The organism is Siccibacter colletis (assembly GCF_025914095.1).
Taxonomy (GTDB): domain Bacteria; phylum Pseudomonadota; class Gammaproteobacteria; order Enterobacterales; family Enterobacteriaceae; genus Siccibacter; species Siccibacter colletis.
This window is the reverse complement of record NZ_CP074352.1, coordinates 2,580,953-2,593,408: the sequence shown is the minus strand read 5'-3', so window position 1 is coordinate 2,593,408 and position 12,456 is coordinate 2,580,953. Positions and strand designations below refer to the sequence as shown.

11 protein-coding genes and 2 tRNA genes are annotated in these 12,456 nt (G+C 58.0%); 8 read left to right on the top strand and 5 right to left on the bottom strand.

Annotated elements, in window-relative coordinates; all coding sequences use genetic code 11:
- Positions 1 to 23: 23 nt before the first annotated feature.
- Both KFZ77_RS12595 and KFZ77_RS12590 read left to right on the top strand, forming a co-directional pair.
- Complete coding sequence (locus tag KFZ77_RS12595; RefSeq protein WP_031520904.1) at positions 24 to 1,082, top strand: FUSC family protein; 1,059 nt, start codon at positions 24 to 26, stop codon at positions 1,080 to 1,082.
- Between the two features lie 178 nt (positions 1,083 to 1,260).
- The gene (locus KFZ77_RS12590) at positions 1,261 to 1,599 is read left to right on the top strand and encodes a DUF496 family protein (protein WP_031520906.1); all 339 of its coding nucleotides are present in this window, start codon (positions 1,261 to 1,263) and stop codon (positions 1,597 to 1,599) included.
- 95 nt (positions 1,600 to 1,694) lie between these two features.
- On the opposite strand, the gene KFZ77_RS12585 is transcribed toward KFZ77_RS12590, so the two are convergent.
- Positions 1,695 to 1,770: transfer RNA gene (locus KFZ77_RS12585), tRNA-Asn, on the bottom strand.
- Positions 1,771 to 1,990: 220 nt separating this feature from the next.
- Here KFZ77_RS12585 and KFZ77_RS12580 point away from each other — a divergent pair.
- Positions 1,991 to 3,448 (top strand): EmmdR/YeeO family multidrug/toxin efflux MATE transporter, encoded by a 1,458-nt coding sequence (locus KFZ77_RS12580; protein WP_406678808.1) that lies wholly within the window; start codon positions 1,991 to 1,993, stop codon positions 3,446 to 3,448.
- Positions 3,449 to 3,469: 21 nt separating this feature from the next.
- On the opposite strand, the gene KFZ77_RS12575 is transcribed toward KFZ77_RS12580, so the two are convergent.
- Entirely contained in the window at positions 3,470 to 4,717 is a 1,248-nt protein-coding gene (locus KFZ77_RS12575; RefSeq protein WP_264384386.1) for a mechanosensitive ion channel family protein, read from the bottom strand.
- Between the two features lie 159 nt (positions 4,718 to 4,876).
- Here KFZ77_RS12575 and ldtA point away from each other — a divergent pair, with 159 nt between their 5' ends.
- The 4 genes from ldtA (at position 4,877) to KFZ77_RS12555 (ending at position 7,217) form a co-directional block, all read left to right on the top strand.
- Complete coding sequence (gene ldtA / locus KFZ77_RS12570) at positions 4,877 to 5,827, top strand: L,D-transpeptidase (protein ID WP_264384385.1); 951 nt, start codon at positions 4,877 to 4,879, stop codon at positions 5,825 to 5,827.
- A 152-nt stretch (positions 5,828 to 5,979) separates the two neighbouring features.
- Complete coding sequence (locus KFZ77_RS12565; RefSeq protein ID WP_051640491.1) at positions 5,980 to 6,279, top strand: SymE family type I addiction module toxin; 300 nt, start codon at positions 5,980 to 5,982, stop codon at positions 6,277 to 6,279.
- A gap of 84 nt (positions 6,280 to 6,363) precedes the next feature.
- Positions 6,364 to 6,846: a cold-shock protein gene (locus KFZ77_RS12560; protein ID WP_031520916.1), complete on the top strand. Its 483-nt coding sequence runs from the start codon at positions 6,364 to 6,366 to the stop codon at positions 6,844 to 6,846.
- Between the two features lie 125 nt (positions 6,847 to 6,971).
- The gene (locus KFZ77_RS12555; protein WP_031520918.1) at positions 6,972 to 7,217 is read left to right on the top strand and encodes a DUF2543 family protein; all 246 of its coding nucleotides are present in this window, start codon (positions 6,972 to 6,974) and stop codon (positions 7,215 to 7,217) included.
- A 145-nt stretch (positions 7,218 to 7,362) separates the two neighbouring features.
- Here KFZ77_RS12555 and KFZ77_RS12550 read toward each other — a convergent pair.
- The 3 genes from KFZ77_RS12550 to KFZ77_RS12540 form a co-directional block, all read right to left on the bottom strand.
- Positions 7,363 to 7,438, bottom strand: a tRNA-Asn gene (locus KFZ77_RS12550).
- Positions 7,439 to 7,552: 114 nt separating this feature from the next.
- Positions 7,553 to 9,340, bottom strand: a complete 1,788-nt coding sequence (locus KFZ77_RS12545) for an aminopeptidase P family protein (RefSeq protein WP_264384384.1) — start codon at positions 9,338 to 9,340, stop codon at positions 7,553 to 7,555.
- Between the two features lie 22 nt (positions 9,341 to 9,362).
- Positions 9,363 to 10,817 (bottom strand): AMP nucleosidase, encoded by a 1,455-nt coding sequence (locus KFZ77_RS12540; RefSeq protein WP_264384383.1) that lies wholly within the window; start codon positions 10,815 to 10,817, stop codon positions 9,363 to 9,365.
- 413 nt (positions 10,818 to 11,230) lie between these two features.
- Between KFZ77_RS12540 and KFZ77_RS12535 the strand changes: the two genes are divergently transcribed.
- Positions 11,231 to 12,439, top strand: coding sequence for a diguanylate phosphodiesterase (locus KFZ77_RS12535; protein WP_264386190.1), 1,209 nt, complete (start codon positions 11,231 to 11,233; stop codon positions 12,437 to 12,439).
- Positions 12,440 to 12,456 lie beyond the last annotated feature (17 nt).

Sequence of the window (12,456 nt, the reverse complement as noted above, 5' to 3'; positions counted from 1 at the left end):
CTTTTCATCACCGGAGAGCGGGTGTGCGTCCCGATAAGCCCTTAAGCCCTTTTGAAATTCGTATTTATCAGCACTACCGGATTGTCCATGGTCTGCGTATTGCGCTGGCGTTCGTCCTGACGTTTTTACTGGTTCGTCTGCTGGAAGTGCCGGAAGGGTCGTGGCCGCTGATCACGCTGGTGGTAGTAATGGGGCCGATCTCGTTCTGGGGAAATGTCATTCCCCGCGCCTTCGAACGTATCGGCGGCACTATTTTTGGCTCGGCGCTCGGCCTGGTGGCGCTGCGTCTGGAGCTGTGGTCATTACCGGCGATGCTGCTGTGGTGCGCGCTGGCGATGTTCCTGTGCGGCTGGCTGGCGCTCGGCAAGCGGCCCTATCAGGCGCTGCTTATCGGCATTACGCTCGGTGTGGTGGTGGGTGCCCCGCAGGGCGATATGGTTACCGCACTGTGGCGAAGCGGCGACGTTATCCTCGGCTCGCTGTTGGCGATGCTGTTTACCAGCATCTGGCCCCAGCGTGCATTTGTTCACTGGCGTATCCAGATGGCAAGCTTTATGAAGGCCTTTGGCCGGGTTTATAACGCCGGTTTCTCACCTAATCTGGTGGAGCGTCCGCGGCTTGAGAAGCCGCTGCAACAGGTGCTGAACGACGTAGTAAAAATGCGCGGTTTGATCACGCCCGCCTGCAAAGAGACCCACATCCAGAAAAGTATCTTTGAAGCGATTCAGACAACCTGTCGCAACATGGTCTGTACGCTGGAGCTGCAAATCAACGCGCACTGGGCGTCGCGAGAAAGTCATTTCGTGATGATTAACGCCCGTACACTGCGTGACACCCAGCACATGACCCAGCGCACGCTGGCGAACCTCTCTCAGGCGCTGTATGAGGGCAACCCGACGCCGGCCATCGCCAGCCGCGAGAAACTGAATGAGATTATCGGTGAGCTGGATCAGCTCATTCGCGAGAGTCAAGGCGATCGCCTGCAGGAGACGCCGATCCATGGCTACGTCTGGCTTAGCCTTGAACTGGCCCGTCAGCTGGAGCTGCTGTCTCAGCTGGTTTGCCGGGCGCTGCGTAAATAAGCACCGGATGCACCGCTCGCGCCAGGTGGCGGTGTCGATTAAACCTGAAATAAGAGTATGATAGCGGCAGGCCGCCCGTAAGGGATAAAACCATTGTCTTGAATAGCCGCTACCATTACTGTTGACCGGTGATGGTTGTAGTAACGAATCCAAGTCTCAAATTAGCAGGGGTGTAAAAATGGAAAATACCAGACCTTCATTCCAGGACGTACTGGAGTTTGTCCGTCTGTTCCGTCGTAAGAATAAACTTCAGCGTGAAATCCAGGACGTTGAGAAAAAGATCCGTGACAACCAGAAGCGCGTGCTGCTGCTCGACAACCTGAGCGATTACATCAAGCCGGGTATGAGCGTGGAAGCGATTCAGGGCATCATCGCCAGCATGAAAACCGACTATGAAGATCGCGTTGATGACTACATCATCAAAAACGCCGAGATCTCAAAAGAACGTCGTGAGATTTCTAAAAAGCTGAAAGCGATGGGCGAACTGAAAGCGCCAACCGAGCCTAAAGCCGAGTAATAAAAAAACCGCCGTCAGGGCGGTTTTTTTATGCCTGCAGAACACAGGCTGACGCTGGACAGCAAAAAGCCCGCACGCGGCGGGCTTTTTAAATCTGGCTCCTCTGACTGGACTCGAACCAGTGACATACGGATTAACAGTCCGCCGTTCTACCGACTGAACTACAGAGGAATTGTGGAGGCCTATCTTAGCGGCCAAAAAAGTTTTGTCAAACGCCAATGCGGGGAACCGCGTGCGTCTGGCGAAACTCTCGCCGCCCTGTCGCTAAAACCAACAATTCGCAGGGAAATGCTTTGCAGGATCGGTTTCTCTGTCTCATTATTGAAATGAAGTTTTATCTTTCTTCCCTGGAGCAAACGTGAACCTGACTGCCACGCTACGTCAGGCGGTGATGCGTACCCCGTGGTATGCAAAAAGAAAGAGCTATCGCGTGTTGTTCTGGCGCGAAATCACCCCGCTGGCCGTGCCTATTTTTCTGGAAAATACCTGCGTCATGCTGATGGGGGTGCTCAGCACCTTCCTTGTGAGCTGGCTGGGTAAAGAGGCCATGGCGGGCGTCGGACTGGCAGACAGCTTCAACATGGTGATCCTCTCCTTTATCGCGGCGGTGGATCTCGGCACCACGGTAGTGGTGGCCTACAGCATTGGCAAGCGCGATCCTGCCAGGGCGCGCGCTGCGGCGCGTCAGTCGCTGGTGTTGATGACGATCTTCTCAGTATTTCTTGCGGGTCTGATTCACGTGACCGGCGAGCAAATCATCGATTTTGTCGCCGGGGAAGCGACCGCCGAGGTGAAGCGCCTGGCGCTTATCTATCTGCAACTTACGGCCTGGAGCTATCCGGCGGCGGCCATTGCGCTGATCGGTAGCGGGGCGCTGCGCGGGGCTGGTAACACCAAAATTCCGCTGCTGATTAACGGCGGGATGAATATCCTCAACATCATCATCAGTACCATCCTAATCTACGGCCTGTTTTCATGGGACGGGTTAGGGTTTATCGGTGCCGGGCTCGGCATCACCATTTCACGCTATATCGGCGCGGTGGCGATTATCTGGGTGCTGGTGATTGGTATTAATCCCACTCTGCGCATCTCGCTCAAAAGCTACTTCACCAGGCTTCAGGGCAATATTCTCTGGGAAGTGCTGGCGATCGGCATTCCGGCCAGTATCGAGTCGGTGCTGTTTAACGGCGGGAAGCTGCTGACCCAGATGTTTGTCGCCGGGATGGGCACCAACGTTATCGCCGGTAACTTTATTGCGTTCTCAGTGGCGGGGCTGATTAACCTGCCGGGGAACGCCCTCGGTTCTGCGTCCACCATTATTACCGGTAAGCGGCTCGGCAAAGGACAGATTGGTCAGGCGGAGCGCCAGCTGCGCCATGTGTTCTGGCTCTCAACCATTGGCCTGACCTTTATCGCCTGGTTTACCGCGCCCTTCGCCGGGGTGTTTGCCTCGTTCTACACCCGGGAAGAGGACGTGAAAGAAGTAGTGAAGATCCTGCTCTGGCTTAACGCCGCCTTTATGCCGATCTGGGCCGCCTCCTGGGTGCTGCCGGCGGGGCTGAAAGGCGCGCGCGACGCCCGTTTCGCCATGTGGGTATCCATGCTCGGCATGTGGGGCTGCCGCGTGGTGGCGGGGTACATTCTGGGGATTGAACTCGGAATGGGCGTCGTCGGCGTCTGGCTGGGAATGTTCATGGACTGGGCGGTACGCGGCGCGCTGTTCTACTGGCGTATGGTGAGCGGACGCTGGCTGTGGAAATACCCGCGTCCGGAAAAACAGCCGGTGAGCGTAGCTCCGACGGCGGGCTATACCCCCGGCGGTGGCGATTCACCCACTTCGCCACCCTGATACCTTCAGCGGCGCGACGAATCAGTCGCGCTGTACCACGCCTGCCAGCGTCCGCATGTCACTCCCGGTGGGCGACTGGTGGAGACGCAGCCCGAACTCTTCCGTGACGGCAAAAATATGGTCAAAGATGTCCGCCTGAATCCCCTCGTACTCCATCCAGATCACCGTATTGGTGAAAGCATAGATCTCCAGCGGAAGCCCGTCCGGGCCTGGCGCGAGCTGGCGCACCATCAGCATCATGTCCTTGCGCAGCCGCGGATGATTGCGCAGATACTCATTGAGCCAGGCGCGGAACGTGCCGATATTGGTCATGCTGCGCCGGTTCAGCACCGACTCATCGCCGCTGTTTTCCTGATTCCATTCGCTGATTTCCGCGCTGCGGCTGTCCATATAGGGCTTCAGCAGCCGGGCGCGAATAAGTCGCGCCTGTTCCTCTTCGGAGAGGAAATGAATGCTGGTGATATCAATATTGATGCTGCGCTTGATGCGTCGCCCACCGGAAGCCTGCATTCCGCTCCAGTTTTTAAACGCGTCCGAGACCAGCGCATAGGTGGGAATAGTGGTGATGGTGTTATCCCAGTTGCGCACTTTGACGGTGGTCAGGCCGATATCGGTCACTGCTCCGTCAGCGCCATATTTTGGCATCTCCAGCCAGTCGCCGAGTTTGAGCATGGTATTGGCCGACAGCTGAATGCCCGCCACCAGCCCAAGTATCGGGTCTTTAAAGATCAGCATCAGCACCGCGGCCATGGCACCGAGACCGCTTATCAGGATGGCCGGGGATTTGCCAATCAGCGCCGAGATCATCAGGATGCCAATCACCAGGGCGCTAATCAGCTTCACCCCCTGAAAAATACCCTTCAGCGGCAGCTGGGTGGCGAGCGTGGAATTCCCGGAGAGCTCAAACACCACGTCCAACAGCGAGAAAAACGACAGCAGGGCATAGAGCATCACCCACAGCTGGGCGCAGGTACTGAGTACCAGCGCCGCATCGCCGCCTTTGGGCAACAATAGCACCGCCTGCACATTAAGAATGATGCCCTGTAGCGTAAAAGCGAGGCGGTGAAACAGCTTGTTCTGGGTGATGATCTGCAGCCACAAACGCGAACTGGATCCGGCGCGCTTCTCAAAGGTGCGCAGCACGACCCGGTGAAGAATAAAATGCACAATCAGCGCGGTGAGCAGGATCACCAGCGATGCCATCGCCAGCGAGCCCGGATGATGCAGCCCAAAACCGTAGGCTTTAAGCGTGGATAACAGTTCCTGCATAACAACTCCTTTACTAACAGCCGGGTATGATGCCCAGCGAAGCGGGAGGGTGCAATGTCTGAGGGGAAAAGCTGTGTAAAGAGTCGCGCAGCGGCGGCACGTTGAATCGATAAAAAGCAGCTATGCTTAGCGAAACGTCAGCCTTCAGGAATCGGCATTATGTCTCGTCTTATTACGTTTTGTAGTCTGCTTATGCTTATCGCCAGCCATAGCGCGCTGGCCGTAACCTATACGCTGCCGCCGGAAGGCAGCCGGCTGGTGGGAAACGTGCGCACCGTTACCGTGCCGCAGGACAACCGCTATCCGCTGGAAGCGTTCGCGGCACAGAACGGGCAGGGGCTCAGCAACCTGCTGGAGGCTAACCCGGATGTCGATCCTTTCCTGCCGAAAGCGGGGTCCACGCTGACCATCCCGGAGCAGCTGATCCTGCCGGATACCGTGCGTGAAGGCATCGTGGTGAACGTGGCGGAGATGCGCCTCTATTACTATCCGAAAGAGGGCGGCACGGTGGAAGTGCTGCCGATTGGTATCGGCCAGGCGGGGCGCGAGACGCCGCGCAACTGGGTGACGCGCGTGGAGCGTAAGCAGGCCGGCCCGACCTGGACGCCAACTGCCAATACACGGCGTGAATATGCCAAAGAGGGCAAAACCCTGCCGGCAATGGTGCCCGCCGGGCCGGATAACCCGATGGGGCTGTATGCCATTTACATTGGCCGGCTGTACGCTATTCACGGCACCAATGCGAATTTCGGTATTGGGCTGCGCGTCAGCCAGGGCTGCATTCGCCTGCGTAATGACGACATCAAATTCCTGTTTGATAACGTACCCGAAGGCACTCGCGTTCAGCTAATCGATCAGCCGGTAAAAATGACCACCGAGCCGGACGGCAGCCGCTGGCTGGAGGTGCATGAACCGCTGTCGCGCAACCGCGCCGAGTTTGAATCCGATAACAAAGTTCCGCTGCCGATCACGCCGGTGATGCGCGCTGCGCTGAAAGGCAGCGATGTGGACGTGTTGCGCGTTGACGAGGCGCTGGAGCGGCGCTCCGGGATGCCGGTGAAGGTTGACGGTACGACGCCACATCGCCCTGATGCCATTGAACGGATGTAGCCGCAAAAGATGCCCAAAAGTTACATTCGGTTCTGCGAGTCGCCTTCCAGATAGCCGCATTCACAGTGCGGGTTTGCGGCGCTATGCTGTCTTCCCCCGCCAGCATTACCTGACAAGCGGGGCGTCGTCGCGTCTTTACGGGAGAACCCTCTATGACTACCTCTTTGCAGTACCAGCAGCAAACCTCCGCCCCTGGCAAAAATCAGCGTCGTTGCACCGTGGGCTATCTGCCCAACGCGGGCGACACCACTACGCCAGCGATACGGTTGAGCGGGAAGTGGCTGCGCGATGCCGGATTTGAAACCGGTAAAGGTGTGACTATCAAAATCGCGGCGGACTGTATCGTGCTGATCCCCGACAACGATGATGTCTGTGAACTCAACCGGCAGCTGAAACAGGCAAACCAGCTTCTTGCAGTGGTAAAAGAAGGGGCGGTTCACGTTCTTAAGTGAATCACCAGACATGGCCTGCGCAGCCATTGTGCATTACACTGCGCGCTGCAAAATTTGCACAGATAAACGATTAATCAGGCGGTAATGGCGATGAACGGTACGATCACAACATGGTTTAAAGATAAAGGTTTTGGATTTATCAAAGATGAAAACGGCGATAACCGCTATTTTCACGTGATTAAGGTCGCCAACCCTGATCTTATCAAGAAAGATGCGGCGGTGACGTTCGAACCGACCACCAACAATAAAGGCTTGTCGGCCTATGCGGTCAAGGTCGTGCCTGACAGCAAATACATCTACATTGCAGGCGAACGTCTGAAGCTCACCTCCATCAAGTCTTACCTGGTCTACAGCGAGGAAGTACCTGCTGACGCCCGCATCGATAAAGAAAACGCGGTGCTGTCTGTGGGTGGGCTGATGAACAGCATCCGACCAAAATCATCCATAAAGCCGGGTGAAATGCGCTCGCTGAAAAAACTGGCTATCACGACCTTTCAGGGAACCACCCTGATCTTCTCGGAAGAGGAGATAGACATTGATGCCACGGTGAAAATGCTCAAGGTGTGAAATTGTCATACTTAAGCGCTGCCGACTCGCCAGGCTACAGGCAGGCCGCGCCGACCGGGCATTACGCAGCCAGTAAATTGTGTAGCCAGACACTACAGAACAGATTTATCCTCAGAGGACAACGTATGAACAAAGAGATACCGCTGAAGTATTATGACATCGCCGATGAGTATGCGACGGAAACGGAAAAGGCGGTGGGCGAAGCGGAGCGCGACGCGCTGGCGCACTACTTCCAGCTGCTGATTGAGCGCCTGATGAATAACGAAGAGATCAGCGAACAGGCGCAGCAAGAGATGGCCGTCGAAGCCGGTATCGATGAAGCCCGTATCGATGAGATCGCCATGTTCCTGAACCAGTGGGGCAACGAGTAACGCTGGTTGCAGGTGCGAAAAAGTCCGTAGGGTGGGTAAGCGCAGCGCACCCACCACTAAAAAAGTGATAATGACGGATGTACGTTCTGCATATACACCAAAGCAAAAAACCCGCTTAAGTTTCCTTAAGTGGGCTTCTTAAATGTGGCTCCTCTGACTGGACTCGAACCAGTGACATACGGATTAACAGTCCGCCGTTCTACCGACTGAACTACAGAGGAATCGTGTGAACGGGGCGCATAGTAACGAGGGTAAAAGGGCTTGTCAAAGCCCTTTTTTCACATACCTGCTCGGTTGCTGATTAATTCCGCAAAACAGCGCAAAAATAACCATTTTCAGGCCTGCGCACCTGTCTGAACCCGGAGCGGAGCGGTGGCGGCAAACAACCACGCCCGTGCGTCACTGTTTACCAGCGGTGCCAGTGTGTCCCGCACCTGCTGGTGGTAATCATCTATCCACGCCTTCTCCTGAGCGCTCAGCAGGCCCGTTTCCACCTGGTTGAGGTCGATGGGGATCAGCGTCAGGGTGGAAAACCGGCAGAAACCTGGCGCACCCTCCACCACTTCCACCTGGTTTTCAATGCGGATGCCGTACTGGTCCGCCAGATAGTAGCCCGGTTCGATGGTCATGATACTGCCCGGCAGCAGCGGCCACGGATTGACCTTCTTCGCGATGCGCTGTGGCTGCTCGTGGATCAGCATACGGTGACCGACACCGTGCCCGGTTCCGTGGTCGAAATCCAGCCCCAGCTCCCACAGCGGACGCCGGGCGACAGCGTCGAGCTGGTGGCCGCAGGTGCCGTTGGGGAACGGGAGTGTGATAAGCGCCAGGAAACCTTTCAGTACCGCGGTGTAGTGCAGGCGGCGCGCAGCGGTAAGCGGGCCAAATGCCAGGGTGCGGGTGGCATCGGTGGTGCCATTCACATATTGCCCGCCGGAGTCATTGAGGTAGAACTCGCTGCGGGTCAGCGGTTTGTTGGTCTCAGGGGACGCGTGATAGTGACACATCGCCGCATTGCTGCCCGCCGCCGAAATGGTGTTGAAGCTCGGCTCGATAAAGGTCTCACGCTGCTGACGAAACGCCAGCTGCTTTTGCTGAGCCTCCAGCTCGGTGATCGGATCGCCCGCCGCGTCACGCAGCGGCGCTTCATGATGCAACCAGGCGAGGAAGTTGACCCACGCCGCGCCGTCTTCCCGATGACTGGCGCGGTATCCTTCCAGCTCTACCGGGTTTTTCAGGGCTTTCATCCAGGTAATCGGGTCGCTCTGCCAGCGCACGCTGCCGCCGGCTTGCTCCACCGCGAAGCGCAGCGCCACCGGGGAGAAGTCCGCATCCAGCGCGATGACGTTACCGGCAGCGCACGCACGGCAGCGCGTAAGAAACGCCCCGGGCGCAGAGAGGGTGATATTCCGGGTAACCTCAGGGGCGAGCTGCGCGAGTTTCTCCTGTGCCACAAACCATTCGACGTCGCCCTGCTGGTTAATCAGTAAAAACGAGTGCGGGACGGGATTCATCGCTACATCGCTGCCGCGCACGTTAAGCAGCCAGGCGATGTTGTCCGGCAGCGTCACCGCCAGATAATCCACGCCCGCCTCGCGCAGTGCCGCAGCCACCCGCTGGCGTTTATCGGCTGAGGACTCACCCGCAATCTCATCCGGCATCTCGGTGATTACTCCGCACGGCGCTGCGGGGCGGTCATGCCATACCGCGTCGAACGGATCGTCATCCAGCGCCACCGGCTGGCAGTGGCTGGCACGCAGCGCCTCGTACTGGCTGTTGGTCATCAGCATAGGCTCAAAACCGATGCGCTGGCCCGGCGGTAGATGGTTATCAATCCACTGCGCTACCGGTTCGTTATGCAGGTGGTGAACAGCAAACGCGGTGGTATCGACCTGATGCTGCACCTGAACCTGATAGCGACCATCAACAAACAGCAGGGCGCGGTCGGCAAGAACCAGCGCCAGCCCGGCGGACCCGGTGAATCCGGTCAGCCAGGCGAGTTTATTATCGTGCGGGGCGCAGTCTTCGCTCTGGTGCGCGTCGGCGCGCGGGACCAGCAGGCCATCCAGCCCGCGGGCCTGCATCAGCGCGCGCAGCGCGCCGAGCGGTGTAGTGGGGTGCATCCTGTTTCCTTCTGATGAGCGATCAACGGAACGGCGGTTCGTTGAAGGTACGCAGCTTACGCGAGTGCAGACGTTCCCCTTCAGCGCGCAGCAGGTCGATGGCGCGAATACCAATCTGTAGATGCTCGGAAATCGCCCCTTCATAGAAGCGGTTCGCCTGGCCGGGAAGTTTGATCTCACCGTGCAGCGGTTTATCCGAGACGCACAGCAGCGTGCCATACGGAACGCGGAAGCGGTAGCCCTGGGCTGCGATAGTTGCGCTCTCCATGTCGATGGCCACGGCGCGGCTCAGGTTGAAGCGCAGCGCGGAGGCGGAGTAGCGCAGCTCCCAGTTGCGGTCGTCGGTAGTGACCACGGTACCGGTGCGCAAGCGCTGTTTCACCGCCTCGCCCGGCATATCGCTCACCTCTTTGGTGGCGTCATACAGCGCGCGCTGCACCTCGGCGATGCTCGGGATCGGGATATCCGGCGGCAGCACCGCGTCGAGGACGTGGTCGTCGCGCAGATAGGCGTGGGCCAGCACGTAGTCGCCAATCGCCTGGCTCTCGCGCAGCCCGCCGCAGTGGCCAATCATCAGCCAGACGTCAGGGCGCAGCACCGCCAGATGATCGCAGATGGTTTTCGCGTTCGATGGGCCGACGCCGATATTAATGAGCGTGATGCCCTGGCCGTCGGCGGTGATCAGGTGCCAGGCCGGCATCTGGTGCTTTTTCCACGCCAGGTCGGAGATCGCCTGCTCCGGCGCTTCGGTATCAGCGGTGATCCAGATCCCACCCGCGCAGGAGAGGGCGATGTACGGGCTGTCCGGGTCGAGGATCTGGCTGCAGCCCCAGCTGACGAATTCGTCCACGTAGCGGGTGTAGTTAGTGAACAGCACGAACGGCTGGAAGTGTTCCGCCGGGGTACCGGTGTAGTGCCGCAGGCGCGCCAGCGAGAAATCGACGCGGCGGGCATCAAAGTGCGACAGCGGATAGAACTCCGTGGGGTGGAACAGGCCGTCGGCGGTCTCATCGCCAATCTGCGCCAGCTCGGTGGTCGGGAAGTGGCGCGTCAGCCCGGCGCTCATGGAGCGGTCAAGGATCAGCGTCGAACCGTCAATCACGTACGGATAGGGGATCTCGTGGCGCGACGGCCCCACTTCAATGCGCGCCCCGTAGTCCTCCACCAGCATGGTGAGCTGTTCCAGCAGATACGGGCTGAACAGCGCCGGGCGTGTAATGGTGGTGGTGTAGCACCCGGGATGGGTAAAGCGGGCGTAGGCGCGGGTTTTCTTTTCCTGACGGGCGATGCCGTCCCAGCTCACCGACAGCTCGGGATAGACAAACAGCCCCTGTGCGCGGGCGGTCTCATCGGGCAGCGTGCCGTTTTCAATAAAAGCGCCAATGGCCTCGCGCAGGGCGGTAACGGCAGCGTTATAGCATTCGTTTAGTTTATCGATCGCCTGTTCCGGCGTCAGGGTTGTTGCGGTGTTGTTCATCATTTCTCCTTGTCCCGCATGGCACGGCGGGGAGAGGTGCCATGTCCGAAGTATGTCACAGAATTATGAAACGAAAGGGACGGACGCAATGGCATAAATCCGTAATCGAACCGTCAGAAAGAGATTTTTTTACACGGCGACGCAGGTGCTGCTTTTTTATCCCTCTGTCCGTGAAGGAATATAAGAGAATATATTGAGCATCCAGGGCTGTCCGTTTTCATCTCTTCGCGCCTCAGCACACTTCTTAATTCATTCACGTCATCTATAATTATTTTCCTCCTAGCCGCCTGTTTTAATTGATGAAAATCCCGTCAGGCGTTGAACCGCGCGGTCTCCAGCTGGATAAGCGACTCGTATAAAAAGTGAGTCAGGGTATACTGCCCGGCTTAATGACCTAAAAATGCAGGAAAATGATGCTATCTACCCTGATTTACCGTAGTCGCCTGCGCGGCGATATTGACGATGTCGGGCTGGCAGCAATCCTGGCGCGCGCGCAGCAGCGCAATGCTGAACTGCAGGTGAGCGGCATTCTGCTTTATGACGGCAGTCAGTTTTTGCAGGTGCTGGAAGGCCCGCTGGAGTCGGTACAAGCGCTGTTCAATATCATTGGCAAGGATCCGCGCCACGATTTTGTGGTGGAGATGATGCGCGACTATGCCCCCAAACGCCATTTTGAAACGGTTGGCATGACGTTTTTCGATCTGCGCCGCGTCAGAGCACACACGGTGCTGAAGTCGGTGATCAAGTCCAGCGTCGTTCCCTTCAACCTGGCGCGCGAAGAGCGGGTGTATAAATTTATTCGCTCCTTTCTGCGCCGCCCGGCACAGCCGCACATCTCGCAGCAGTTTCAGCCAGATGCGTGGCGCGTCACGCACAGCCAGGCCCGCATTCCCTGCAAGGTTCCCTCCATGGTACGCGATGACTGTCAGTTTGCGCTGCAGCCCATCGTGGAGCCACTGACCGGCAAAATTAAAGCCTTCGAAGCCCTGATCCGCACGCCCGACGGCGGTTCGCCCGCCGCCTGGTTCGCCTCGGTCTCCACCGACGAGCTGTATGAAGTGGATATTCACTCGAAAGAAAAAGCCTTTGCGCTGGCGAAAGAGGTGAATATCGGCAGCCACATGATCTCGGTTAACCTGCTGCCCGGTTCGCTGGTGCAGGTTCCGAACGCGGTGGAGATCCTGCTGGCGCAGATTAAACGTCAGGGGCTGGTGCCGCAGCAGGTGATCGTCGAGGTCACCGAGAGCGAAGTGATCTCCAGTTTTGACGAGTTTGAGCACGTTATTCGCCAGCTGCGCGCAGCGGGCATTAACCTGGCTATCGACGATTTCGGCGCGGGCTTCGCTGGACTGTCGCTGCTCACGCGCTTCCAGCCGGGACGCATCAAAATCGATCGCAGCATCGTCACCGATATTCATCTCTACGGCCCGAAACAGGCCATCGTGCACGGCATCGTGCGCTGCTGCTCGGAGCTGGAGATCACCGTGGTGGCGGAAGGGGTAGAGAAAGTGGAGGAGTGGTGCTGGCTGGAAGCGGCGGGCATCAAGTACTTCCAGGGTTATCTGTTCGCGAAACCGGTACTCAACGACACGCCGACGGTGTCGTGGCCGGTGGCGGATTAAATTAACCCCACGGGCGC

Coding starts and splice junctions, on each gene's coding strand:
- KFZ77_RS12590 (WP_031520906.1), top strand. CDS start 1,261: ATGGAAAATACCAGACCTTCATTCCAGGACGTACTGGAGTTTGTCCGT.
- KFZ77_RS12580 (WP_406678808.1), top strand. CDS start 1,991: ATGCGTACCCCGTGGTATGCAAAAAGAAAGAGCTATCGCGTGTTGTTC.
- KFZ77_RS12575 (WP_264384386.1), bottom strand. CDS start 4,717: ATGCAGGAACTGTTATCCACGCTTAAAGCCTACGGTTTTGGGCTGCAT.
- ldtA (WP_264384385.1), top strand. CDS start 4,877: ATGTCTCGTCTTATTACGTTTTGTAGTCTGCTTATGCTTATCGCCAGC.
- KFZ77_RS12565 (WP_051640491.1), top strand. CDS start 5,980: ATGACTACCTCTTTGCAGTACCAGCAGCAAACCTCCGCCCCTGGCAAA.
- KFZ77_RS12560 (WP_031520916.1), top strand. CDS start 6,364: ATGGCGATGAACGGTACGATCACAACATGGTTTAAAGATAAAGGTTTT.
- KFZ77_RS12555 (WP_031520918.1), top strand. CDS start 6,972: ATGAACAAAGAGATACCGCTGAAGTATTATGACATCGCCGATGAGTAT.
- KFZ77_RS12545 (WP_264384384.1), bottom strand. CDS start 9,340: ATGCACCCCACTACACCGCTCGGCGCGCTGCGCGCGCTGATGCAGGCC.
- KFZ77_RS12540 (WP_264384383.1), bottom strand. CDS start 10,817: ATGAACAACACCGCAACAACCCTGACGCCGGAACAGGCGATCGATAAA.
- KFZ77_RS12535 (WP_264386190.1), top strand. CDS start 11,231: ATGCTATCTACCCTGATTTACCGTAGTCGCCTGCGCGGCGATATTGAC.